The sequence below is a fragment of the Gilliamella sp. Bif1-4 genome (genome assembly GCF_001690535.1).
Lineage (GTDB): Bacteria > Pseudomonadota > Gammaproteobacteria > Enterobacterales > Orbaceae > Gilliamella > Gilliamella bombi.
In genome coordinates, this window is sequence record NZ_LZHC01000061.1 from 58027 (window position 1) to 83753 (window position 25727).

The window sequence follows — 25727 nt, forward strand, 5'->3', positions numbered from 1 at the left end:
GAAACTTTTTGACAAGAAATAGTTAATAATAGCTTAATTTATTATGTTATAATTCCGACCTTTAAAATTTATTTTAATCAAGAGGACCAATATGGACTTTTTAATCTCTAATGCTTATGCTATTGATGGGCAAGCCCCTGAAAGCAATCCTTATTTTTTACTAATCATGTTAGTAGTTTTTGGGCTATTTTTCTACTTTATGATTATGCGACCTCAGCAAAAACGTGCCAAAGCTCATCGTGATCTGATGGCTTCTATTTCAAAAGGTGATGAAGTGTTAACTAATGGTGGACTTATTGGTCGTGTATCAAAAGTTAACGAAAATGGTTACATTGCGTTAGAATTAAATGATACGACTGAAGTTGTGATCAAACGTGACTTTATTACATCAGTCTTACCAAAAGGGACAATGAAATCACTATAATAGAGATAGTATTTATTAGCTATTATTGTTCATTGTATTAATTACCTAATACCACAAGAGAATATGTCGTGTTAAACCGTTATCCTTTGTGGAAGTACATTATGTTGGTCGTTGTAATTTGCCTCGGCCTTCTTTATGCACTTCCAAATATTTATGGTGAAGATCCTGCTATACAAATTTCAGGATCAGATACAGCTGAAATTAACGTTGCTACGCAAGATAAAATCAAAAAACTTTTAACTGATAATCATATCGAACCAAAATCACTGGTTTACGAAAATAAGTCCATTTTAATTCGTCTTGGTGATAACGATACACAGCTTAAAGCAAAAGAATTTATATCAGAAGCATTAGGTGAGCAGTATATCGTTGCATTAAATTTAGCTCCAGCAACACCAACTTGGCTTACGGTGTTAGGTGCAGAACCAATGAAGCTTGGTCTCGATTTACGCGGTGGTGTTCACTTCTTAATGGAAGTTGATATGACAACCGCATTAAGTAAACTCACTGAACAATCTATTGAAAACATAAAAACTGAATTTACTAATAGCAAATTAAATTATAAAACGATCAGTAAAGATAGTAATCAACAAATTTCAATACAATTTGACAATACTGAAGATCGCAATAAAGCTATCACTAAGATCAACGGTATACAAGATTTCAAAGTTGTTTCTCAAAGTGATAATGCTATTGTAATTAATGTTAGTGAACAACGGTTACAACAAGCAAACAATGATGCTGTACAACAAAACACTACAATTTTACGAAATCGTGTTAATCAGTTGGGTGTAGCTGAACCAATTGTTCAACGCCAAGGTGCAGATCGTATAGTTGTTGAATTACCAGGTATACAAGACACAGCATTAGCTAAACGTATTTTGGGAGCAACAGCAACACTTGAATTTAGACAAGTTAATGAAGAAAGCTCTCCTAACTTGCCAGCTATCTTAAAGGGTGATATGCGTGTTCCTTATGGCTCAGAAATTAAATATATGGAGAATGGCCGCCCAGTACTACTTTATAAGCGTATTGTATTAACAGGGGATCATATAACTGATTCTTCATATCGTGCTAATCAATATGGCCAACCCGAAGTTGCAATCACTCTTGATGGCTCGGGGGGTAAAAGAATGTTTGATTTTACCCAAAAAAATCTTCATAAAGCGATGGCAACCTTGTTTGTTGAATACAAAGATACTGGTAAACGTGATGAAAACGACAAACCAATTCTTGAAAAACAAGAACGTGTTATTAACGTAGCAACAATTCAAGGTATTTTTAGTGACCGTTTTCAGGTAACGGGTATTGGTAATATTGATGAAGCTAAAAATTTATCATTACTATTACGTGCAGGGGCTTTAATTGCTCCGATCCAAATTATTGAAGAGCGCACAGTTGGACCATCAATGGGGCAAGAAAATATAACTCAAGGGTTAGAATCTTGCGCATGGGGTTTAGCGATTTCTGTCATCTTTATGTTAGTGATGTATCGTCTATTTGGAGTATTTGCTAGTCTTGCATTAGTTGCTAACTTAATTTTAATTGTTGGTGCAATGTCTTTACTTCCTGGAGCAACGCTAAGCATGCCAGGTATTGCGGGTATTGTGTTAACCGTTGGTATGGCTGTTGATGCCAATGTACTGATTAATGAACGAATAAAAGAAGAACTCAGCAATGGACGTAGTGTTCAGCATGCAATTAATGAAGGGTATGCAGGTGCTTGGAGCAGTATTTTTGACGCCAACCTAACTACATTAATTACAGCTGTTATTCTTTATGCTGTTGGTACAGGCTCAATTAAAGGCTTTGCCATTACATTAGGCATCGGTATTGTAACATCAATGTTTACATCGATTGTTGGTACTCGTGCATTAGCCAATCTTATTTATGGCGGACGCCGTGTTAATAAGTTATCAATTTAGAGGTTTATTGTGGTTATTAATAAAAAAGAAAATCATGATGTTAGAGATTTAAATCATGGTCGCAGAGTCCTCGACTTTTTAAAATTTGGCTTTATTGCTTTTGTGATTTCAATGTTATTGGTAGTCGCATCTTTTGTGGTTATTTTTGTTAAAGGATTTAACCTAGGACAAGACTTCACTGGCGGTACGACAGTAGAACTCACGGTAACAAAGGTGGTTAACCTTGATGACCTTCGTAATAGTTTACGCGACGCTGGTTACCACGAGCCGATAGTGCAATATTATGGTAGCAGTAAAGATATCATTATTCGATTACCTTCAGCTAAACAAGAAGATGGTAGTACGTCATCTGCTATTGATAATGCACTAGGTACAAAAATTTCCAATTTAATACATAAAGATATTGATGGCGATGCTCAAATCAAACGTATTGAATTTGTAGGACCAACAGTAGGCTCTGAACTTGCCCAAGATGGTATTTTGGCAATCTGTGCCGCATTAGTGTGTATTCTAATCTATATCGCCTTTCGTTTTGAATGGCGATTTGGTACTGGTGCGGTTGTTGCCTTAGCACATGATGTTATTATCACCGCAGGTTATCTATCGTTATTTGAGCGTGAATTAGATTTAACTATCATTGCTGCGATGTTATCGATAATTGGTTACTCGCTCAATGATACCATTGTAGTTTTCGACCGAATTCGTGAGAATTTTAGAAAGATTCGACGAGCAAATCCTTACGATGTTATCAACATTTCGTTAACACAAACATTGCACCGTACTTTGATGACGTCAGGTACAACCCTTGCAGTGGTCGTTATTCTGTATATTTTCGGTGGTTCAATGTTAAAAGGTTTCTCTGAAACATTAGGTGTTGGTATTGTGCTTGGTACAATCTCATCAATTTATGTGGCTGCGTATATGTCACTGAAATTGGGCGTAAAACGTGAACACTTTATGCCCCCTAAAATTGAAGCAGAAGGGGCAGATCAACCTTCAATATTGCGTTAATTATGTGAACTCTGCCATTAATTGGCAGAGTTTTATTAGACTGTTTTTCAAACAAATAGTACCAAACTAATTGACACTTATCGTTTAGTTGCATATTATTAGCCACAGCTTTATCCTTTTCATTTGGGGCCATAGCTCAGCTGGGAGAGCGCAACGCTGGCAGCGTTGAGGTCAGGGGTTCGATCCCCCTTGGCTCCACCAATTCAATAATCAGTAATATTCTTTTAAACCCTACAAAGTACACCAAATCCAGTAATAACAAGCCTTAAAGTCTATTTTATTGCCCATTAAGTATCAGTAAGGTACATTTACAACCATAATTTTTAGGTATATGCTTAGGTATACAGACGCAATATACTTATATATCGTATACCTAAAATAATTATGGCAAGGAAAACACATCCATTAACAGACACCCAAATAAAAGCAGCCAAACCAAGAGATAAAGATTACTCTTTATTTGATGGCGGCGGTATGTATCTCTTAGTTAAATCGAATAATTCTAAAATCTGGCGTTTTAAGTATACGCGCCCGTATACCAAAAAAGGCGCATTAATTAGTTTCGGTAGTTATCCTGAGGTTTCACTACAGCAAGCGCGAAAACAACGAGATGAAGCGCGAGAATTAATAAAGCAAGGTGTAGATCCTCAAGAGCATAAAGCAGAACAAGAACAACGCAAGCATGATGAAATTACTAGTACCTTTAAAAAGGTAGCTGCTGATTGGTTTAAGGTCAAAAGCGGTAAAGGGTTAGCTGAGAGTACGCTAAAAAGGACATGGGAATCTTTAGAATTACACCTATTCCCTTACATTGGTGATAAATCTATTTTTAAACTTAAAGCTAAAGATTTTATTCAAGCAATGGAACCGTTAAGAGCGAATGGAAAGCTAGAAACCATTAAAAGACTTTGCCAACGAATAAATGAAATCATGTTCTATGCGGTTAATATTGGCTTGATTGATGCTAACCCAGCAGCCAAGATAAAGGATGCTTTCGAAAGCCCTGTAAAAGGACAAATGCCAACAATAAATGCGCAAGAGCTCCCCCAATTTATGCAAGCCCTTGCTATGGCCAGAATCGAATTACAAACGCGCTGTTTGATTGAGTGGCAACTATTAACGATGACACGCCCAAATGAGGCCGTAGGGGCAAAATGGCAGGAGATAGATTTTGATAATAGTTTATGGGTTATCCCTGCCGAAAAAATGAAAATGAGGCGAGAACACACTATTACGCTCAATAAGCAGGCTATGGCTATATTATCAATTATGAAGCCTATAAGTGGGCATAGAGAGCATATATTCCCAAGTATGAAACCGCCTTATACAACCCCGATGAATAGTAGTACTGCTAACATGGCAATTGGTATGTCCACACTTTTTAGTACCAAAAAGATAAGGTCATCGATTTCTTTTGTATTCAATCGGCGACTGGTAATTTAATGTTGAATGAAGTCGATTATAATTAAACCAATCCACATAGTGATTAAATTCCAATTTAAGTTGCGCCAGTGAATCAAAAATAGTATTTGACACAAATTCTGTTTTCACTGCTTTAAATGTGCTTTCTACAATTGCGTTATCAGAGGGACCGCCTTTGCGACTTAACGACCGTTTAATTCCAAATGATGTTAAACATTCATCAATCAAATGATTATCAAACTCTTTTCCTCTATCAGAATGAAACAACTCAATCGTCTGTAAGTTCATTGGAATTTGACTCATAGCTTGCATCACCAGTGCTGCTGTTTTATACCTTCCAGCACTTCGTCCTACTATTTCTCGATTACTGATATCAACAATTACACAAAGGTAGTGCCAACGTTGTTTAACCCTTACATAGGTTAAATCGGTCACCAATATCTTTCGTGGTTGACCTATATCAAATTCTCGATTAAGTTCATTCCCCACCGGCGATTCATTGCTTTTTTCTGTATGAATACAATATTTTTTACAGGTGTATTTCGAAACCCAGCCATTTTTCGCCATGATTCGACCTATTCGGCGTCGAGATACGGTTATGCCTTGCTTTCTCAGCTCTGCTTGCAGACGCCTTGTACCATAAGCACGATAATTAGTATTAAAAATTTTACCCACTATTTCACTCAGTGATATATCTTGTGATTGCTGCGTTAATTGCCGTTGATAATAGAAACGATTTCGGGTTACATTTAAACATCGACATAATGCACGTAAGCTGTATCGATGCTTATTATGTAAAATTAACTCGATTTTCTTCCCATTATCAACGCCGCTTGCTTTAGGATATCATTCTCCATTAACAAACGTTTATTCTCTTTGCGTAGCGCGATAAGTTCGTTCTCTTCAGTTCGACGATTATCTTTTGCGATGAATGAGCCGGTAGTTTGGTACTGCATTATCCAATTATCTAATGCTGATTTGGTGAGGTCATACTCTGCGACGATATCCGCACGTTTTTTACCATTTTGATATAGCATGACCATTTGTTTTTTGAACTCGTTAGTAAAGCTACGTTTTGCTCTTCGTGATGAATCGATTGCCATTGTTGTTACCTTCTCTTATTTTTAGTTTATCATAACAATGACCTTATAAAACTGGTACTAATTAGTGTAGCCGATCCAAACATATCAATACCTATCATTACAGGCATTAATTTAAGAATTTAATCAACAAATCACCATTTGGAATGATTGGGTTCAATCTTTGAGCGAAGACACTTTTTTTATAAAAGATAGTCGTAATTGGACTAAACCTTATCCTGAATCTTGAACTGTTACTCGATTTATCCATATCAATTCTGTGGCGCCTTTTAAATCGTTTAGATCAAAAATAAAAAAGTGGAAAAAACTAAATGCATTAGTTTAAAATTATATTCAATAAAATCTAAGAAGAATAATATGGCCTTTACAGAAACAGAACGACAGCAATTGATGGAGCTTAAATTCGTGGGTGCCAAAATTATTGAAAGACTTGAAGAGATGAACTTCAATTCTTTCGATAAATTGCGTAATGCTAGTTGAGATGAAATCCTTAACAAAAGTGCATTATTAATAGGTTCAACTTGTTGGAAAAACAGTCATCAAGCAAAAACGGCAATAAGTAATATTTTGAGTTTAGTCAACAATACGTAATATCCCTTTTTATGAGCGGTAAGTGCATCCAACTTTTCAATTGAACAATGATAATCGATTTTTTGATTTCTTATCTATTTTTTAAGATATTTATACTGAAACGTATAGTTACCTGAAACTTTTTCACAAAAACTGTAAAGTTTTGCCGACAATGTCGGCAAAACACGAATTAAGCAAAGCCTTTCAAACCAACCACATGCACATGTTCTTGGTTATTAATAACTTTACGTACTAGTTTATAGGTTGTTCCTTTTTCAGGACTGATGTTTTCTGGAGCAGCAATGATTAATTGCATTTCTAATCGTTCACAAAGTTCAAATAGTGTTGCAATTGATTTGGCATCTAGTCGAGCTGCTTCGTCTAAGAATAGCAGACGACATGGTAAAATATCTTTATTACGAAGTCGCTTGGATTCTTCTTCCCAACTTTGAATCACCATAAGTAAAATTGACATACCTGTACCAATTGCCTCACCCGTTGATAATGCACCGCTTTCAGCACGTAACCAACCATCTGCACCTCGATTCACCTCAACATCCATTTCAAGATAATTTCGATAATCTAGCAGTTCTTCACCAATATTTTGAGCAGTTCGTTGTCCCATATCAATATGTGGATTTAAACGTTGATAGAGTTTGGCTAACGCTTCTGAGAAGGTAATACGATTATTACTAAATAGATCTTGATGTTCATTTTGCTCATCGGCAAGTGCAGCTAAAAGAGTTGAATGAGCTTCACGAACATTGACATTTAAACGCACGCCATTAACTTGACCAAATGCCACTGCTTGTAATCCTTGGTTAAGCATACGAATACGATTTTGTTCGCGCTGTATGGTTTTACGGATAATATTCGATACACTCTTCGAGCTAATTGCCAGTTGCTGTTCACGCGAAGTGAGCTCTTCTGTTAAGCGTGACAATTCAATTTCCATCTGTTCAATGGCTTCAATTGGATCGTCAGTTTTAACAATATCTTGGCGAATTCGTTCACGCAAATGTGCATAAACAGCGATATAGAATTGGATTTTACGTTCTGGGCGTTTTGGATCTTCTGATAGTCTTAATACATCCCGTAAATGTTCATTGTCATTAACAGCTAAACGTAAGGAGCCCAATGCTTTATCTGACATTGAGCGTAATTCATCTGCACTTAAATAGGCAAGTTCACGACGATGTAAACGCCGTTCAACACTATTTTCTTTAACAAGCCTTAAGACTAAACACCACCCCGCTTTGGCTTGTACTACCTGTTCGCGTAGTTGCTTATAATCTCGCAGTGTTTGAGTTAGCCGTTTTTGCAATTGTGTCATTTCGCTTTCGCACATAATGAGTTGCTTTTCAAGCGATGTACAATGTTGACGATTGTTATTTAATTTTTGATGGATTTCATCACGACGTAATCGAGCACGTTCTTCAGTGATCGCATCGGCTTTTACCCCAATTTGTTCAATTTCTTTTTGTAGCTCATGCAACATATCGCGCTTAGTTTCAAATGCACTTTTAAGCGAAGCTAGCGTTTGATTATATTGATTGTATTTGTCTTGATACTGTTGCATCTGACTGCGTGCTTCAGTTCTTTGAATTTCGACAACTTCTAATCGAGAACGTAATTTTTCATTTAAATCACTATTTTCATTTAACATACCTGCCGAGTCTTCATAGCTAAAGTGGGCACGACGTTGCATTACTTCAGTTAAGGCAAAAACTTGTTGGCGGATTGTCTGTTGTTGTGCTTTAATTGTATTGTAGTGTTCTCGTAAAGCCTCATTTTGCTCAGGATCACTTTGTAAAACAGCTAAAATTGGTTCAAGTTCTGAAACGGTATTGCGATTACGGCTAACATATTGCGCAGATTCTTGTGCTTGTGCAACTTGTTCACGTAAATCGTCAACCTTATCGGCAAGATCATCATCAGCCAATAAATGCATTTGCGCAACCAAGCGATTTATGATTGCTAATTGTTCTTTGCAATTAGTAACTTGTTGCTGATTTTGTTTATCAATACTTTCCTGAGACGATAATTGTCGTTCAATTTCAGTGCGTCTTGTCGTTAATTTTTGCGCTTCAGCTTCAGGATCGATATCAAAAGCAACCCCTAAATGTTGACCAATAAATTGCCCAACATTTTGTTCAATTCGTTGTAATTTTTGTAAATCAAATGAGATAGTTGCATAGCGCTCATGTAATTCATCACGTTCGGCAGATAATTTTTCAAGGTGAATCTCACGAGCAGCACGACCAAATAGTGGTACTTTAGGAAAGCTTGAGAATCGCCATTGACGATCGCCCGTTTTGACAAGTACCGCTTTATTCATTTCCTCACAATCAAAAACACTATCATCAAATGATGAAGGATCACCTTCGATAAAATAGATATCTTCAGGGTAATCTTCATCACTTGCGGTAAGGTTTTCTAATTGCTGTTTAACTAATGATAAATCTGGTACAACAATAGCTTGTCTTGATGGACCATATAATGCAGAAAAGTAAGGTGCATCATCAATTGTTACATCTTCATAAATTTCAGAAAGTAATACACCATTAAATCGTTCTGCTAACGAAGACAAACGACCATCATCGACACCACTAGGTTGATTTAGTTGCTCAATTTGAACATCTAATTGGTTGCGTCTAAAACTAATTTGGTCTCGCTCAGTAACAAGTATTCGCTCTTTTTCTAGCAGTTTTTGCATATGTTGAGTGACATCTTGACTGTTATTAAACTGTTCGCTAGTTTGTTCTTGTAAAGCGATTAATGCATCTTGTGCTTTCAACCATAGTGGAGCTTTTTGACGATAATCAGCTATTTTTGATTGAATTTGTTCAAGCTCTTGCCTAAATTCGATACGTTTTTCGCTAGATTCATTAGCTCGTTCGGCTGTTTCGTCTAATTGCAATTCAAGTTCTTGTTTTAAATCATCTAGTTCATCGTAATTAACTTGGCGTTCAATACGTTTACTAAATTGTTTTAATAACGATTCTGCTTCTTTTTGTTCAAAAAATCGTTGTTCAAGCTCATCTAGTTGTAGCTGTAAATGCTCGGCTTGTTCTGCTTGGTAACATTGTGATGGCCATTGTCTTAATGCTTCTTTAGCTGCCGCAAAAGCGTAACTTCGGGTAACATCGCCAACTAATTTAATCACTAATTGATAAGCACGGTCAAACTGATTAATTGCCGCATCAGATACACTTAATTTTTGCTCGAGTTCAAGAACTTGTTCCGTAATCTCTTTTTGCTTTTCTTCAAACAATTCATAGTGATTTTCAATATTACTAATACCTAATTTTGGTAACTGGCATAATGACTGAGCATTTTTTAACGCCTGTAAGGCCTGTTGGTATTGAATTGCACGTGTTTGTTGAACATCAAGAGCCTGTTGGTAATCAGCTAATTGAGTCTTGATTTCGTCAACTTCTTGTTCTGTTTGTTCTACTTGCTCACGATAGGTTTGGTACTGTTCATTCGCTTCAAGTACCACTTCGTTTTGTTCTTCTAACTTTAAGTTTAAATCATCTAAATCTGCTTGATAACGGTCAATTTTTTCCTGTTGACGTAACGCAGTTTGCGCTAAATTGAGGTGATCATTAGCAGCCTGTAAATCGGTTTCCAAATCATTTTGCGCATCTTGGTATTCTTTAAGCTCTTTTGCCATTTCAACTTGGCGGTATTGATTGCTTATAAGCAGATCTTGCGTTTTAAACATATCACGACGCAGGCCAAGTACTGATTCTATATGAACTCGGCGTTCATTATTATGGCGCATATAATCAGCTGCCACATAATTAGTTGACTCAGTAATTAAGTGCTTAAATAAGTCACGATCCGATTGTGTTACTCGAATGGCTTCTAACGTCATCCGATTCTCGCGTAATGCGGCTTCCATATCTTGAAAAGCTTTTCGCACACCACTATTTTCTGGTAATAAATAATCACGTAAGGAACGAGTAATAGCACTTGAGATACCACCATAAAGTGAGGCCTCAATCAAACGGTAGTATTTGCTTCTATCGGATGGAGAGCGTAAGCGTTTTGGTAAAATACCAAAATCAAACATAACCGAATGATAATCAGTAATTGAGTTAAATTGTTTAAAGATAATGCCTTCCATTGATTCGGCTTTATCTTTTAACTCTGGTAACGATAAGATTCGCGCTTGTTTATCATTTAAACGCTCCGTAACCAACTCTGTTGGGCTTACACTGATAGATAATCCTTGCAATAAAAAAGGCTTGATATCGACTTTTTTGTCCCGTCCTGCTACTTGTTGCAAACGTACACCACAAATAATCCTTTGGTTCCGTGAGTTAATTACGTCCAGCATAGAATAACAGACGCCTGGTTTTAATTTACCATGCAAGCCTTTATCTCGTGAGCCTGATGTGGCTCCAGCTTCGGTTGTATTTCTAAAGTGTAATAAAGTTAAGTCAGGTATTAATGCAGTTACAAATGCCGCCATGGTAGTTGATTTACCAGCACCATTACCACCAGATAATGTCGTAACTAATTGGTCAAGCTCAAAAGTTCGTGCAAAAAAACCATTCCAGTTAATTAGCGTTAATGAGTGAAATTTACCGTGTCCAATCATGATTATTCAGTCTCCTCATTAACATCTTCATCTTGTTCTTCATTATTATCATCTAAAATAAGTGCTGATTCGATTTTAATTGCTTCGCCATCTCGAATTAGGCGTAATTGCGCTTCTTGTGCGTCATCACTACTTCGTACATCTGCACCAAAACGGAAAATTGATTCGTTAATGCGAAAACGGCTACTGTCATTACCAACAATAAAAAAAATCATACCTAGTCGACGCAGGCGATTTAGCGCTGTTTTCACTTTATCAAATAGTTTTTGGCGATCTAAATCTGAACCTGTTGAACGTTGGTTTACTAATCTGAGTAACTTACTTTCATCTGCTAATGAAACCAGTTCATCAAACAATTCTTGTAAGGTAAAAATCCCCTCATGCGCTAATCTCTCGGGACTTAAATACAAATAACAAAGTACTTTGCCAACAAGCATATCAAGCTCCGATAATACTGAACGAGGAATCAATGTTGTTGAGCGAGGACGAAGATAGAAAAATCCTTCAGGCGCACGAATTAGTTCAACATTATAACGTTGATAAAATTGTTCAAGTTCAAGTTGGAAATCCATTAGAAAAGCATGATGATCAAGTTCATCAATACCAATATGACGACCAGAACGTAGTAAACTATCCAGTTCAGGAAAGATCGGATTAGCAATTGCTTGAGCCAACTTAACGGGCATATATTTATCGATAGACGCCTGAGAACTAGCGACTATGCGCCCCATAACTTCATCAAGATGATGTGTGGTTTGTTGTGTTTCGAAATCGTTAGTATCTGTTGATGACATGTGCTTGTACCTTAGCTCCATAATCGTTAATAGGTTTCCATTCGGCAGGAATTCCAAGCGAATCATCTTCAGCAATACCGAGACGAATGGCCTGATCAATAAATAATCTTGCTATATCAAAATGTTGTTCGCGCGGGAACTGAGCCAAATAGTTATGAATGGTAGTGCCCATATCAAGTGGTTTATTTTCTTGTTTGAATACCATTAAATTTTGTTCAATATGAGCAATAATATGTTCTTGAATCTCTTCAATCATTTCAAATTCAAGTTCCGACGGTAATTCCCCAGTTACCTCAGCATCATGTAGTGCCACTTCTTCATCACGCATATCTAGTAAGCGTTCGGCATTAGCAAAAGTGAGAGACCAAGGCAAATCAAAGTATCCTTGAATCGATTTTCGTAAGCGTTGCGAAAACACACGATTTTTATCTAAATCAATAGCAGTACGAATAAATTTATGAACATGGCGATCATAACCAATCCAAAGGTCAATCGCTTTTTGCCCCCAACCAATAATTCGATCTAATTTACCTTGTAGATCTATAACGATATTGTTGATTTTATCAAGTTCTGGATTATCAAGCGTCGCATCTTGTATTAAAAGTAAACTGGCTTGTAATTTATCGCCAGCAGCAGCCAAAGTATCTTGTAACTCTCGCAATGTTTGTGATGTTTCAGTCAGTAATCCTTCACAACTGCTAATTGCTGCTTGCCAATCTTGACTTAATAGGGCAGAAATATTTTGTTTAACATCAGCTTGTTGTTCATCCATCACTCGTTGTGTGATATCGATACTGTCAAAAATTTCAGCGACTGAATATTTTAATGGCGCAAAGACATTTCGATGCCAATGTAAATCATCACCACCTTCGACGGCTGCATCTGCAGCTCGTTTTAACTCTTGCGCAACAATAGATAACTGAATGGATAAACGCAGCGTTGAGAATTCACGTTGGCGAATATAATAATCAGAAATACCTATACCTAACGGAGTTAAACGATAAATCGAAAAACCGTCTGTCATTTCACTAGTAAAACGTGTGATCAAACGTTGGCGTACCAAATCATTGATAGCATTATTGGCTCGCACCGTAATAGTGTCTTCACTCTGCTCGAAAATTTGCGAAACATGCCTAAAAGCATCAATTAATTCAGATTCCGTCATTTCACCGTCAAAACGTTCGCTATTTAATACGGCAATAGCCAATAAAAAAGCTAATCTTTCCACAGGCAAAGCGATCGAAAAATCATTCTTTTTTGCCCAAGAGACCAGTTCTGGCACTGATTGGGAAAAATCAATCATAAAAAATCCTTAATTTAAGGAGAGAAAAATCGAATCATACCTCAAAGTTTTATATCTCAAGGTAGAAACAAAAATAACGCCAATTATATAACAATATAGAGTAAATTTGTAATGGAATTCAATGAAAGCATTAAAACTGTTTTATTTAAATTATAGCTATTTCGGTATAGCCTTATAATAATATTAATTAATAAATATTACTCAAATAATTTAAAAATCTTATTTCTTGAATAAAAAATAGATTCCCTACTCGCACATAACCCTATTTATGCTAAAATCAACTTACATACAATAAACTAACATAAGGACGTAACGAAATGCATATCGGTATACCTAAAGAACGGTTAGCCAATGAAGCTAGAGTTGCAGCGACTCCTTTAACTGTTGGACAACTGTTAAAACTGGGCTTTACAGTTTCCGTAGAACAAGGCGCTGGACATGCAGCTCATTATGAAGACCAAGCTTTTATTGATGCTGGAGCCACAATTCAAAACACTCAAGATATTTGGCAAAATGATTTAATTTTGAAGTTTCATGCGCCAAGCGATGATGAAATTTCTTTAATGAAAGAGGGTTCAACCCTTATTAGCTATATTTATCCAGCTCAACATACAGAATTATTAGAAAAATTAGCCGCCAAAAATATTACTGTAATGGCTATGGATTGTGTACCACGTATTTCACGTGCGCAATCTCTAGATGCATTAAGCTCAATGTCTAATATTGCTGGTTATCGTTCAGTTATTGAAGCAGCAAATCAATTTGGTCGATTCTTTACAGGTCAAGTTACTGCTGCTGGTAAAGTGCCTCCAGCTAAAATATTAGTTATTGGCGCAGGTGTTGCTGGCCTTGCCGCCATTGGCGCAGCGGTGAGTTTGGGGGCAATTGTTCGTGCTTTTGACACCCGCCCTGAAGTTGCCGAACAAATTAACAGCATGGGAGCTGACTTTTTAGAGTTAGATTTTGAAGAAGAAGCAGGCTCTGGCGACGGCTATGCTAAACAGATGTCAGCGGCCTTTATTGAAGCTGAAATGGCACTGTTTGCAGAGCAAGCTAAAGATGTTGATATCATCATAACAACAGCACTAATTCCAGGTAAACCAGCTCCAAAACTCATTTCGAAAGAAATGGTTGAGTCAATGAAACCTGGTAGTGTTATTGTTGATTTGGCTGCGTTAACTGGTGGTAACTGTGAATTAACTAAACCAGGTGAAATTTTCGAAACAGATAACAATGTTAAAATTGTTGGTTATACTGATTTAGCTAATCGTATGCCAGCACAAGCATCACAGCTTTATGGTACAAACATTGTTAACCTATTAAAACTACTTGCTAAAGAAAAAGACGGTAATATTGATATCAATTTTGAAGATGTTGTAATTCGTGGTGTAACTGTGGTTAAAGATAAAGAAATCACTTGGCCTGCACCACCGATTCAAGTATCTGCTCAACCTCAGAAAAAAGCAGCAGAGCCAATTGTTAAACCAGAACCAAAGCCAATGGATCCTCGCAAAAAATATGGTATTTTAGCTTTAGTTCTCATTGCGTTCTTCTGGCTTGCAAACTCCGTTCCTGAAAGCTTTTTAGGGCATTTTACTGTATTTGCATTATCTTGCGTTGTTGGTTACTACGTTGTATGGAATGTTACACATTCTTTGCATACACCACTAATGTCGGTAACTAATGCAATTTCTGGAATTATATTGGTCGGAGCAATTCTGCAAGTCAGTGATGATAATGGCTTAACTACGGCAATTGCTTTTGTTGCTATTTTGATTGCTAGTATCAATATTTTTGGTGGATTCTTTGTTACTCAAAGAATGCTGAAAATGTTCCAACGTGGCAAGTAAAGGAGAGCATACATTATGAGTAATGGAATCATTCAAGCAGCCTATGTTATTGCTGCATTACTTTTTATCTTTAGCTTACGAGGTCTTTCCAACCAAGAATCTGCCAAATCTGGTAATATTTACGGTATGATTGGTATGGTCATCGCACTTATTGCAGCAGTTGCAAGTATTAAAGGCGGATTACACTGGATAGTTATTGCAATGATTATTGGTGCTGTAATTGGTTTATATTTGGCTAAAAAAGTTGAAATGACTCAAATGCCAGAACTTGTTGCACTACTTCATAGCTTTGTTGGAATGGCTGCTGTTCTAGTTGGTTTAAACAGTTATTTAGATCCACACATTCAAAATTTTCAAGGTGGAGAGTTAACTGTACATTTAGTAGAGATTTTTGTTGGTGTCTTTATTGGCGCAGTAACCTTCTCTGGCTCTGTTGTCGCATTTGGTAAATTAAATGGACGCATTAGCTCAAAACCATTATCAATTCCAAATAAACATTATTGGAATCTAGCAGCAATTGTTGTTTCTATCATTTTAATGTTTACTTTTGTTGAAGTAAAAAGTGGTGCTGGTGCAACAATTAGTTTATTGATCATGGCAATTATTGCATTCGTGTTTGGTTTCCATCTTGTTGCTTCAATTGGTGGTGCTGACATGCCTGTTGTTATTTCAATGCTAAATTCTTATTCAGGTTGGGCAGCAGCAGCAGCAGGCTTTATGTTAGGCAACGATCTACTAATTGTAACTGGTGCGTTAGTTGGTTCATCAGGCGCAATTCTTTCATATATTATGTGTAAAGCGATGAACCGCTCATTCATTAGTGTTATTGCTGGTGGTTTCGGTAGCGATGGTAGCTCAGCTAGTTCATCAGAAGAAGAACAAGGTGAATACCGTGAAATGCAACCAGCCGAAGTTGCACAAACTTTAAAAGAAGCTCGCTCAGTTATTATTGTTCCTGGATATGGTATGGCAGTTGCTCAAGCGCAAGGTGCTGTAAGTAATATTACAGAAAAACTACGTGCAATGGATATTGAGGTGAGATTTGGTATTCACCCTGTTGCAGGACGTTTACCTGGGCATATGAATGTATTATTAGCCGAAGCAAAAGTCCCTTATGATATTGTATTAGAAATGGATGAAATCAACGACGACTTCCCTGATACTGATGTGGTTTGGGTAATTGGAGCTAACGATACAGTCAACCCAGCGGCAGAAGAAGATCCAAATAGCCCAATAGCAGGCATGCCTGTTCTTGAAGTTTGGAAAGCAAAGACTGTTATCATTTCTAAACGCTCAATGAATACTGGTTATGCAGGTGTACAAAACCCGCTATTCTTTAAAGAAAATAGCTATATGCTATTTGGTGATGCTAAAGACAGTGTTGAAAAAGTACTACAAAACCTTTAATGATTAATTCATTAAATATACTGCGGCTTCTGTCGCAGTATATTTCTAAAATAGACACTTAATTTAAATTCGCTTTAGTTAAAAAATCGATTATTCGATCCGTTATTTCACGGTGTATCTCAGTCCTTATGCGATTTCCACCATCTTTACAAATGATTTCTCCTCCTTTAGCCTCTTGTTCTAAAATATCTATGGCGTCTGATTTACAAATTTGCATGAAACTAAAATGCATTGCATCAGGTGTAGGAAAACGACGAGTTGTTTACACCTCATGATTAAATTAATTCCTATTCAACAATGTTTCTCTTTTTTTAATGTTATAGTATAAATAATAAACAACACAATAAAGAGTAAAGATCAGTAACTAGTAGATATTTTTATTGAAAATCACTAATTACTAAATAGCATAAAACTTTAATATTACGATCAAATTAGAATTTCGAGATTAGAGTTGGAGTTATAACGATTAATGACTATCTTTTTTGATTTGTTCTTTATGGTATAGGTAATAAGCTCCCCGAGATACCATTCGTAGTTGAAAAATAAGATCTTCAATTAATTTTTCACGCTGCACTAAATCAAAATCAATCGCTTCTGCACCAGCATTAAATGCAATAGTGACCATTGCTTCTGCTTGAGCTTCGTTATAATGGTGAGGCATTTGGTTAGCATTATCAAGATAATCCACAAGCTCGACAATAAAGTGTTGGATTTCACGGGCAATAGCAGATCGAAAAGCGGCTGATGTCCCCGCTTTTTCACGAAGAAGTAATAAAAAGACCTTCGGATTCTTATCAATAAATTCAATAAATGTGGTCACCGATGTTCGTAATACACTACCACCTTTTTCAATACGCTTACGTGCTTGTCGCAATAATTGACGAAGAGTTAAACCGCTTTCATCAACCATGGCTAAACCCAACTCATCCATATCACGAAAATGGCGATAAAATGAAGTAGCAGCGATCCCAGCTTCACGCGCTACTTCTCGTAAACTTAAACTTGTAAAACCTTGCTCAGCATTAAGTTGATTAAATGCTGTTTCAATTAAAGTGCGGCGAGTTCTTTCTTTTTGTTGAGCACGAACACCACCTGTCTTAATATTTTTCATTTGATAGCTCAGTTATAATATTTTCGATTTAATACCTACTCCTAAATTGATTTGATTAATAATCGTTCTTTTTCAGCAAATACTTTAGGCATATGATCCCGTATTGTTTTAGCTATTGTTTCATAACGGGAACGTAATGGTGAACCTGGACGATAAATAAGAGCAATACTGCGTACAGGTACAGGATCAGTACAAGGAATATAGCAAATATTATCACGAATTCGCTCGTTAGGTATGGCAAGTTCCGGAAACAAAGTAATACCGCGACCAGCAGAAATCATACTCCGAAGCGTTTCAAGACTAGTAGCTTTAAATTGTTTATCTTCATCAACTCCAACTTGAAAACAATATCCCATTGCATGATCTCGTAAACAGTGACCATCTTCTAACATTAAGAATTTTTTACCTTTTAAGCTGGAAAGTTTAACTGTATTTTTGCTAGCTAACTCATCAGTAGCAGGAACAGTTAAAAACATGGGTTCATCAAATAAAGGCAATTCAATAAATTGTGCTGTTTCTTTTACTTGTGCAATGATTGCGCAATCAAGCTTGCCACTTTCGAGTTGAGCAACGATATTGGCGGTTTGCGCTTCGTGCAAGTAAAGTTCCAACTGAGGGAAAAAGTCATGTAAAACTGTAATGACATGAGGTAAAAGATAAGGCGCTATAGTAGGGATCAGGCCTATATGCATTGGTCCAGACATTTCTTCACCTTGACGGCTAGCCATTTCCTTTAAAATTTGGATATTACGCAAAATCTCTTTGGCTTGTTCAACTAGCATCATACCAGTTTGAGTAAATAGTACTTTGCGACTTGTGCGCTCTAATAACATTACGCCTAATTCATCTTCTAATTTTCTAATTTGACCACTGAGAGTTGGTTGACTCACATTGCAAGCATCAGCAGCTTTACGGAAATGGCGAAATTCAGCTAACGAAACAAAATATTCCAAATCACGAATGTTCATAATGTCCCCAATAAGTTATCAGTTAATGGTATATACTCAAATAACTTCTATTATGTAATAGTTATAACAAATAACATTAAAAGCGCTTTATAATTTATTAAATTATAAAGCGTTATTAATTATATTTTGTGATACAAATAAGTAAAAAGAAGTTCTGAGTACAGTTTTATTCCATCTTAATTAGCTAATTAAATGCACTAATCAGAGTAAAACAAAGTTTATTTTTTTTATTAGATGTTGTTAATATTACTATACAAGATACTATTGTTGATAATTATGTTTAAAAAATCAAATAGAATATTTAAGTCATCTAGAAAAATACAATTTTATTGAACGAAAAAATACCAATTCCAAGAAAAATGGAAACTTATTAGCAATTACTATATAATTGCGCGCTATATTATTATGAAGCAAAAAAACTTTTTGAGGTGCACCATTTTTAAACAAGTTTCACGCTTTTATCGAAAGTTTTTTCACAATGAAAGCAAACAAAAAGTTAGCTATGTGTCCATTCCTCGTAATGAACATAATATATCTCGTAAAGAGATTAGTGAAAACGCATTAAAAGTTCTTTATCGATTAAATAAACAAGGGTACGAAGCCTATCTAGTTGGGGGATGTATCAGAGATCTTATCTTAGGTAAAACACCAAAGGATTTTGATATCACAACTAATGCTACACCAGAACAAATTCAGAAAATTTTCCGTAACTGTCGCTTAGTAGGAAGACGATTTCGTCTTGCTCATATTATGTTTGGAAAAGAAATTATTGAAGTTGCAACATTCCGCAGTGACCACGACTCTCAAAAAGAACAAACCAATATATCTAAACGCTCGCAGTCAGGTATGCTATTACGTGATAATGTCTACGGAACCATTGAGCAAGATGCTATCCGTCGGGATTTCACTATGAATGCACTTTACTATAATGTAAATGATTTTACTTTACGTGATTATTGCGGAGGATTAGAAGATTTACAAAAAGGTATTATTCGATTAATTGGCGATCCGCAAACACGTTATCGAGAAGATCCAGTTAGAATGCTAAGGACAGTCCGTTTTGCTGCAAAACTGAACATGAAAATTGAACTAGCCACTGCTAAGCCAATTAAACAGTTTGCATCATTATTAAGAAACGTACCTTCAGCACGACTTTTTGATGAGTCTCTTAAATTATTACAAACTGGAAATGGTTACAAAACTTATAAGTTACTAAGAGAGTATTGTCTATTTGAACAACTGTTTCCTGTTATTGAACATCTATTTGCTAACAATTCAAACAGTTATTTAGAGAAAATCATCGAACAAGTTTTAAAAAATACTGATTATCGCATCGCCAACAACAAGCGAATTAATCCAGCATTTTTGTTCGCAGTTTTTTTCTGGTATCCAATAATTGAACAAACACAAGCAACGTGTATCGAAAGTGGTTTACCATTTCATGATTCGTTTTCGATGGCTATTAACGAAGTACTAAGTGAACAATGTAAAAGTATTGCTATACCTAGACGCTTAACGACCATAATGGGCGATATTTGGCGTTTACAGCTACGTATGAAAAAACGGAATGGTAAACGAGCGTTTGCCATTTTAGAACATCCTAAGTTTAGGGCTGCTTATGACCTTTTAGAAATGCGAGCCTCAATCGAAAAAGGAGAGCTCTTGCAGCTAGCTAGATGGTGGGATGAGTTTCAAAATACTTCAGTCGAAAAAAGAATAGCAATGGTAAAACAGCTTAATAAAATAAATAAACGCATAGGGAAACGTTAATTTTTAATTCGCACTTTTATAAATAACCGCTATAATGCTGTAATTAAAATAATCAAAATAGCTTTATAATCATTGATGAAAAATTTAACGCCTTCTCTTATTGCTATAGCCGTTACTCTTTTTTTGTATAATAGCTCTAGTTATGCTTTAGATTTACCTAAAACCGTTGTAAGCAATAACCCTCAATGTCTTATAGACGTTCCTAGGTTTGATCGTCCTTTAGTTAATGGAAATATAGATACTTTACCCGTAAATGCTGAAGCTAATCAACTTGAAGCAATCTACCCTAATATCGCCATATATAAAGGTGAAGTATTAATAGAACAAGGCAACCGAACGGTTCAAGCAGATAAAATAATAATTGATACTCAAGATAGTAATAATAGAATAGTAACATTAGAAGGTGATATTACTTATCAAGATAATTTAATAAAAATGAAAGGCGATAAAGCATCAATGAATCTAAATAGCAATGATGCAGACATGAGCCCAAGTGAGTACCATCTTGTCAATAGGCTTGGTCGCGGCAATGCAGATAAGATGCAACTTGAAAAAAATCGTTATGTTATTTTAAAAAAAGGTAGTTTTACATCTTGTCCTATTAATGACAGCACATGGGATATTAAAGGAACGACCGTTATTCATGACAACGAGGAGCAATTTCTAGAAGTCTGGAACGCTGTATTTAGTATTGGTAAAGTGCCTGTTCTATACTCGCCTTATTTACAATTACCAACTGGCAATAAACGCCGTTCAGGATTATTAATGCCGAATTTCGGCTATGATAGTATTGATGGCATTGATTTTTCAATACCTGTTTATTGGAATATTGCACCAAATTATGATGCAACCTTTACACCAAGAGTCTTGGAAAAACGTGGTCTACAATTGCAAACAGAATTTCGTTATTTAAACGAAATAGGTTTAGGTACACTTGCATTTGACTGGCTTCAACACGATACTAAATATAATGAAGATAGAGACAATCATTTTAATGGTAACAATTATGACGACAATCGTCACCGTTGGTTATTTCATTGGAAAAATGATGAATTAATTAACTATAATTGGCGCTTTTATGCAGATACAACTCGAGTCAGTGACAATCAGTATCTTACAAACTTAAATTCTAAATACGCCTCCCAAACTGCAGGATATTTAACACAACATTATAAAATTGCCTATAATGATGAAAATTGGGATATTATGTTAGGCTATCGACACTTTCAACCATTCCATTCAGAATTAAAAAATTCACTTTATCAGACTCAACCACAATTAGATATGAGTTATTATAATAATGATTTTGGGCCATTCAAATTTAGAGTATTCTCTCAAGTATCTCATTTCTTGACGTCTGGAAAAAGTAAACCTAAAGCATGGCGAGCACATTTTGAACCAACGATTAATTATACTTTATCCAATTCTTGGTCATCATTAACCACTGAAACTGGGATTATGGTAACTCATTATAATCAAGATAATATTAATAACAATATTGAACAATATAAATATTTAGATAAAAAAGTAAATCGTTATTTGCCTAAGTTTAGCATTGATGGTAAAGTTGTCTTTGAGCGTGATGTACCTTTTAGTAATGGCTATACGCAAACCTTAGAGCCTCGTGTCAAATATATCTATATTCCATATCGAAACCAATCTAATATTAGCGACTATGATTCCACTATATTACAGTCAGATTATATTGGTCTATTTAGAGATCAACCATATAGTGGTTTAGATAGGATTGCTTCAACCAATAAAATATCAACTGGTGTAACAACACGATTTTATGATAATAGCAAGGTTGAAAAATTTAACTTATCTATTGGGCAAATTACTTATTTTACTAAATCAAAAACGAGTGAACACAATAATGATTTAGATGAAAACTCCGATACAGGCAGTATTACTTGGGCATCGGATAACTTTTGGCGTATAAGTAATGATATAATCTTTAGAAGTGGCGTTCAGTATGATACTCGAATTGATACAATTTCATTAGCCAATGCAATATTTGAATACCGGCCAATTGGCGATAAGTTAATTCAATTATCATACCGATATGCAAACCGTAACTATATTGATACTGTCGATAAGAATCCATTTTATAGAGGCTATAGACAAGATATTTCACAGGCCGGAATGATGACCGCTTGGCCATTATCGCAAACATTCAGTGCTGTTGGTTCATATTATTATGACGTTAAATTAGAACAAACTACAGATGGTTTTATCGGATTGAATTATAGTGATTGTTGTTGGGGAACAACAGTACAATATGGTAGAAAATTGACGGACTGGGACAATACTTCTCGCAAAAGTAAGTATGAAAATAAACTATCGATTAACTTCGAATTAAAAGGATTGGGTAACAACCGAGATACCAAAGCTAAAATGCTTAATTTCGGAAAACTACCGTATAATACAACATTTGAATAAAATATTTTTGTAACTATAAGATTACCAATAAATTTATTACAAGCTGTCTACGCTGAAAAAAATGAGTTAAGTGAATATGAAATTATTAAAACTATTTATAGCATTAAATCTAAGCATAACTTTAGGAATTATAACTCCGTTATCTGCCAATGCTGCTCCGAAAGTTGTAGAACAAGTTGCAGCGGTTGTTAATAACAATGTCATTTTAGAAAGTGATGTTAATGATATGTTAAAAACGATTAAAGCTAGCTCAGATCCTAAAAATCTACCTAATGATAAAATACTTAGACAACAAATTATTGAACGTTTAATTATTGAAAATCTAATTTTACAGAAAGCAGCTAAAGCTAAAATTACAGTTAGTGATGACGAGGTAACTGATGCTATTAATAGAATTGCAGCAGAAAATGGTATGAGTGTCGACCAACTTAGAAGTAGGCTTTCGATGATGAGAATAAGTTATGGTGCCTATCGTGAAAGAATTCACAATGATATGCTAATAGATAAGACTCGAATGCATGAAGTTAGATCAAGGGTCAAAATTTCAGAAAAAGAAATAGAAAATTTAGCAAAAAATATTGCTCGTCAACCAACCAATAATATTGATGTAAAAATAAGCCATATTTTGATTTCTGTTCCAGAAAAAGCATCAAAACAACAAATTGATAATGCAACAAATAAAGCACGAGATATCATTAATCGAGCTCAAAAAGGGGAAAGTTTTGCTAAATTAGCCACTTCATATTCAAACGATGATTTTGCATTAAAAGGTGGTAGCATGGGTTGGCGTAAACTTAATGAATTACCTACTATTTTTGAAGAACGATTAGTAAGAGCTACAAAAGGTAGTATTATTGGACCTATCCGTTCTGGGGTCGGTCTACATATTCTAAAAGTTGATGATACTCGTTCAGAAGCACCAAGAACCTTCACAATTGAAGAGGTAAATGCACGCCATATACTGATTAAAACAAATGTATTGGTCACCGACAAAATTGCAAAACAAAAGTTAAGTGATATCCGTAAATTAATTACTAGTGGAGCCACAACTTTTGAAGCAGCAGCTAAAGCTAACTCTGAAGATACAGGTTCAGCAAGTAAAGGGGGAAACTTAGGTTGGAACCGTCCTGAAATTTATGATAATGGCTTTAGAACGGCTCTGATTCAGTTAAAAAAAGGAGAAATTAGCCAACCAATAAAATCGGCTTATGGTTGGCACTTAATTCAATTAATTGATAAAAGACAATCTGATGGAACAAATGCAATGAATAAAGATCAAGCTTATCGACTTATTTTTAATCGTAAATTTTCCGAAGAAGCCCAAGTATGGATTCAAGAAATAAAAGGTGACGCTTATATTAAAATTACAGGCGAAGATAAACATGAATAACCGTGTTCACCAAGGGCATTTTGCCCGTAAAAGATTCGGGCAAAATTTTTTACATGATGATTACATTATCGAAAGTATTGTTTCAGCTATACAGCCTAAAAAAGATCAAGCACTAGTCGAAATTGGTCCTGGGCTTGCGGCATTAACAATACCTATCAGTAAACATATTGATCATTTGACAGTTATAGAGATAGATAGAGATCTAGCTAGTAGATTAATTGAAAATCCATTTTTAAATAATAAATTAACGGTTATTGAACAAGATGCCCTAATCTTTGACTTTAATCAGTTAGCCGATCAACTAGGTAAATCATTAAGAGTATTTGGTAACTTACCTTATAATATCTCGACACCGTTAATGTTTCATTTATTTGAACATGTAAATATCATCACTGACATGCATTTTATGCTACAAAAAGAAGTGGTAACTCGATTAGTTGCATCGCCTAACAGTAAACATTACGGTAGATTGAGCGTTATGGCTCAATATTATTGTCAGATCATTCCTGTTCTTGAAGTACCACCAACATCATTTAAACCAGCCCCAAAAGTTGACTCTGCTGTAGTTAAATTAGTACCTTATAAAGAAAAACCTTATCTTGTTAATGATATAAAAATACTTTCTCGCGTAACTACAGAGGCATTTAACCAACGGCGTAAAACTATCCGTAACAGCTTAAGTAATCTGTTTACGGTTGAACAATTAAATGAATTAAATATTGATCCTAATTTACGTGCCGAAAACTTAACAGTACAACAATACTGTCAACTTGCAAACTCATGGATTTAACAGGATGGCAAACTTACTTATTGGTGATATTCATGGTTGTTATGATGAGTTTATGCGTTTACTTGAAAAAACAAAATTCTCATCATCGGATATTTTATGGCTAACAGGAGATCTAGTTGCTAGAGGTCCAAAATCATTAGAAGTTTTAAGATTTGTTAAACATAATGCTAACCAAATTCGATTAGTATTAGGTAATCATGATCTACATTTATTATCAGTTTATGCCAATGTTACACCTTCTAAAAAGAAGGATAATCTTGATGAGATTATTCGTGCACAAGATTTTGGTGAATTAATGGAATGGCTGCGTAGACAGCCATTGGTCCAAATTGACGAATCATTAAAGTTAATTATGACCCACGCTGGTATTTCACCACAATGGGATATCGAAACACTAAAAAAATGTGCTTATGATCTGAATGTTATGCTATCTAGTGATTCCTATATCCTATTCCTTGATAAAATGTATGGCAACTTTCCGGATGAATGGTTTCCTGAACTACAAGGATTAGATAGATTGCGTTATATTGCTAATGCATTAACTCGTATGCGTTTTTGTTATGAAGATGGTCGATTAGATTTTTATTACAAAAAATCACCTGAGCAAGCACCTTCGAAACTTAAACCGTGGTTTTTATTACCAAGCAAAATTCCAAACGAGTATGGAATTGCTTTTGGCCATTGGGCGGCATTAAATGGAAAGGGTACACCAGATAATGTTTATGCACTTGATACAGGATGCTGTTGGGGTGGAAAATTAACGTGCTTAAGATTTGAAGATAAAAAATACTTCAAAAAGAAAAATATTGAAGCAAAAAATTAGATAAACTATCTATGAAAA

18 protein-coding genes, 1 tRNA gene and 1 pseudogene are annotated in these 25727 nt (G+C 35.4%); 14 read left to right on the top strand and 6 right to left on the bottom strand.

The features are described from left to right. Positions 1 to 91: 91 nt before the first annotated feature. The 5 genes from yajC to A9G25_RS08930 all read left to right on the top strand — a co-directional run bounded on the left by yajC (position 92) and on the right by A9G25_RS08930 (position 4803). On the top strand, positions 92 to 424 hold the full coding sequence (gene yajC, locus A9G25_RS08910) for a preprotein translocase subunit YajC (RefSeq protein ID WP_065626631.1): 333 nt from the start codon (positions 92 to 94) through the stop codon (positions 422 to 424). 68 nt (positions 425 to 492) lie between these two features. Then, the gene (secD, locus tag A9G25_RS08915) at positions 493 to 2349 is read left to right on the top strand and encodes a protein translocase subunit SecD (protein WP_081297209.1); all 1857 of its coding nucleotides are present in this window, start codon (positions 493 to 495) and stop codon (positions 2347 to 2349) included. A 15-nt stretch (positions 2350 to 2364) separates the two neighbouring features. Continuing rightward, positions 2365 to 3360 carry a protein translocase subunit SecF gene (gene secF / locus A9G25_RS08920; protein ID WP_065626708.1) on the top strand — a complete coding sequence of 332 codons (996 nt, stop codon included), beginning with the start codon at positions 2365 to 2367 and terminating at the stop codon, positions 3358 to 3360. A 125-nt stretch (positions 3361 to 3485) separates the two neighbouring features. Next, a tRNA-Ala gene (locus tag A9G25_RS08925) sits at positions 3486 to 3561 on the top strand. Positions 3562 to 3744: 183 nt separating this feature from the next. Next, a complete protein-coding gene (locus A9G25_RS08930; protein ID WP_065626633.1) occupies positions 3745 to 4803 on the top strand; it encodes an integrase arm-type DNA-binding domain-containing protein in 1059 nt (352 codons plus the stop codon). On the opposite strand, the gene A9G25_RS08935 is transcribed toward A9G25_RS08930, so the two are convergent. Next, positions 4762 to 5885, bottom strand: a protein-coding gene (locus A9G25_RS08935) for an IS3 family transposase (protein WP_141675067.1) whose coding sequence is annotated in 2 segments (ribosomal slippage) — positions 4762 to 5591 and positions 5591 to 5885 — 1125 coding nt in all. Because the reading frame shifts where the segments join, the coding sequence is not laid out codon by codon here. The two genes, A9G25_RS08930 and A9G25_RS08935, sit on opposite strands and share 42 nt — an antisense overlap. 235 nt (positions 5886 to 6120) lie before the next feature. On the opposite strand from A9G25_RS08935, the pseudogene A9G25_RS13415 reads away from it, so the two are divergent. Together A9G25_RS13415 and A9G25_RS13210 are read left to right on the top strand one after the other, a co-directional pair. Further along, positions 6121 to 6207, top strand: a pseudogene (locus tag A9G25_RS13415) (ClbS/DfsB family four-helix bundle protein); the annotation flags it as partial. A 32-nt stretch (positions 6208 to 6239) separates the two neighbouring features. Then, a complete protein-coding gene (locus A9G25_RS13210) occupies positions 6240 to 6362 on the top strand; it encodes a hypothetical protein (RefSeq protein ID WP_255307107.1) in 123 nt (40 codons plus the stop codon). Between the two features lie 280 nt (positions 6363 to 6642). Here A9G25_RS13210 and mukB read toward each other — a convergent pair whose 3' ends face one another. Genes mukB through mukF form a run of 3 tightly spaced genes read right to left on the bottom strand, consistent with a single transcriptional unit; the run spans position 6643 to position 13158 of the window. Next, complete coding sequence (gene mukB, locus A9G25_RS08950; RefSeq protein WP_065626635.1) at positions 6643 to 11061, bottom strand: chromosome partition protein MukB; 4419 nt, start codon at positions 11059 to 11061, stop codon at positions 6643 to 6645. 2 nt (positions 11062 to 11063) lie between these two features. After that, the gene (gene mukE / locus A9G25_RS08955; protein WP_080702356.1) at positions 11064 to 11792 is read right to left on the bottom strand and encodes a chromosome partition protein MukE; all 729 of its coding nucleotides are present in this window, start codon (positions 11790 to 11792) and stop codon (positions 11064 to 11066) included. A gap of 43 nt (positions 11793 to 11835) precedes the next feature. Beyond that, positions 11836 to 13158 carry a chromosome partition protein MukF gene (mukF, locus tag A9G25_RS08960; protein ID WP_065626636.1) on the bottom strand — a complete coding sequence of 441 codons (1323 nt, stop codon included), beginning with the start codon at positions 13156 to 13158 and terminating at the stop codon, positions 11836 to 11838. 317 nt (positions 13159 to 13475) lie between these two features. Here mukF and pntA point away from each other — a divergent pair, with 317 nt between their 5' ends. Together pntA and pntB are read left to right on the top strand one after the other, a co-directional pair. Then, entirely contained in the window at positions 13476 to 15008 is a 1533-nt protein-coding gene (gene pntA, locus A9G25_RS08965) for a Re/Si-specific NAD(P)(+) transhydrogenase subunit alpha (RefSeq protein WP_034913778.1), read from the top strand. A 15-nt stretch (positions 15009 to 15023) separates the two neighbouring features. Beyond that, positions 15024 to 16415 carry a Re/Si-specific NAD(P)(+) transhydrogenase subunit beta gene (gene pntB, locus A9G25_RS08970; RefSeq protein ID WP_065626637.1) on the top strand — a complete coding sequence of 464 codons (1392 nt, stop codon included), beginning with the start codon at positions 15024 to 15026 and terminating at the stop codon, positions 16413 to 16415. Between the two features lie 466 nt (positions 16416 to 16881). Here the strand turns inward: pntB and fabR are convergent, their stop codons facing one another. Both fabR and oxyR read right to left on the bottom strand, forming a co-directional pair. Further along, complete coding sequence (fabR, locus tag A9G25_RS08975; RefSeq protein ID WP_065626638.1) at positions 16882 to 17526, bottom strand: HTH-type transcriptional repressor FabR; 645 nt, start codon at positions 17524 to 17526, stop codon at positions 16882 to 16884. Between the two features lie 41 nt (positions 17527 to 17567). Next, positions 17568 to 18494, bottom strand: a complete 927-nt coding sequence (gene oxyR, locus A9G25_RS08980; RefSeq protein WP_065626639.1) for a DNA-binding transcriptional regulator OxyR — start codon at positions 18492 to 18494, stop codon at positions 17568 to 17570. Between the two features lie 405 nt (positions 18495 to 18899). On the opposite strand from oxyR, the gene pcnB reads away from it, so the two are divergent. The 5 genes from pcnB to apaH all read left to right on the top strand — a co-directional run bounded on the left by pcnB (position 18900) and on the right by apaH (position 25709). Then, positions 18900 to 20264: a polynucleotide adenylyltransferase PcnB gene (gene pcnB, locus A9G25_RS08985; protein ID WP_065626640.1), complete on the top strand. Its 1365-nt coding sequence runs from the start codon at positions 18900 to 18902 to the stop codon at positions 20262 to 20264. A 75-nt stretch (positions 20265 to 20339) separates the two neighbouring features. Further along, entirely contained in the window at positions 20340 to 22706 is a 2367-nt protein-coding gene (lptD, locus tag A9G25_RS08990; RefSeq protein WP_065626641.1) for an LPS assembly protein LptD, read from the top strand. Positions 22707 to 22782: 76 nt separating this feature from the next. Further along, positions 22783 to 24096 carry a peptidylprolyl isomerase SurA gene (gene surA / locus A9G25_RS08995; protein WP_065626642.1) on the top strand — a complete coding sequence of 438 codons (1314 nt, stop codon included), beginning with the start codon at positions 22783 to 22785 and terminating at the stop codon, positions 24094 to 24096. Next, on the top strand, positions 24089 to 24886 hold the full coding sequence (rsmA, locus tag A9G25_RS09000; protein ID WP_065626643.1) for a 16S rRNA (adenine(1518)-N(6)/adenine(1519)-N(6))-dimethyltransferase RsmA: 798 nt from the start codon (positions 24089 to 24091) through the stop codon (positions 24884 to 24886). The genes surA and rsmA overlap by 8 nt, the downstream gene beginning before the upstream one ends. A gap of 4 nt (positions 24887 to 24890) precedes the next feature. Continuing rightward, positions 24891 to 25709 (top strand): bis(5'-nucleosyl)-tetraphosphatase (symmetrical) ApaH, encoded by an 819-nt coding sequence (apaH, locus tag A9G25_RS09005; protein WP_065626644.1) that lies wholly within the window; start codon positions 24891 to 24893, stop codon positions 25707 to 25709. The last annotated feature ends 18 nt before the right edge of the window (positions 25710 to 25727 follow it).

Bases quoted from the DNA above. Each gene is read 5' to 3' on its own strand.
- yajC (WP_065626631.1), top strand. From the start codon at position 92: ATGGACTTTTTAATCTCTAATGCTTATGCTATTGATGGGCAAGCCCCT.
- A9G25_RS08930 (WP_065626633.1), top strand. From the start codon at position 3,745: ATGGCAAGGAAAACACATCCATTAACAGACACCCAAATAAAAGCAGCC.
- A9G25_RS13210 (WP_255307107.1), top strand. From the start codon at position 6,240: ATGGCCTTTACAGAAACAGAACGACAGCAATTGATGGAGCTTAAATTC.
- mukB (WP_065626635.1), bottom strand. From the start codon at position 11,061: ATGATTGGACACGGTAAATTTCACTCATTAACGCTAATTAACTGGAAT.
- mukE (WP_080702356.1), bottom strand. From the start codon at position 11,792: ATGGGGCGCATAGTCGCTAGTTCTCAGGCGTCTATCGATAAATATATG.
- mukF (WP_065626636.1), bottom strand. From the start codon at position 13,158: ATGATTGATTTTTCCCAATCAGTGCCAGAACTGGTCTCTTGGGCAAAA.
- pntA (WP_034913778.1), top strand. From the start codon at position 13,476: ATGCATATCGGTATACCTAAAGAACGGTTAGCCAATGAAGCTAGAGTT.
- pntB (WP_065626637.1), top strand. From the start codon at position 15,024: ATGAGTAATGGAATCATTCAAGCAGCCTATGTTATTGCTGCATTACTT.
- fabR (WP_065626638.1), bottom strand. From the start codon at position 17,526: ATGAAAAATATTAAGACAGGTGGTGTTCGTGCTCAACAAAAAGAAAGA.
- oxyR (WP_065626639.1), bottom strand. From the start codon at position 18,494: ATGAACATTCGTGATTTGGAATATTTTGTTTCGTTAGCTGAATTTCGC.
- pcnB (WP_065626640.1), top strand. From the start codon at position 18,900: ATGAAGCAAAAAAACTTTTTGAGGTGCACCATTTTTAAACAAGTTTCA.
- lptD (WP_065626641.1), top strand. From the start codon at position 20,340: ATGAAAAATTTAACGCCTTCTCTTATTGCTATAGCCGTTACTCTTTTT.
- surA (WP_065626642.1), top strand. From the start codon at position 22,783: ATGAAATTATTAAAACTATTTATAGCATTAAATCTAAGCATAACTTTA.
- rsmA (WP_065626643.1), top strand. From the start codon at position 24,089: ATGAATAACCGTGTTCACCAAGGGCATTTTGCCCGTAAAAGATTCGGG.
- apaH (WP_065626644.1), top strand. From the start codon at position 24,891: ATGGCAAACTTACTTATTGGTGATATTCATGGTTGTTATGATGAGTTT.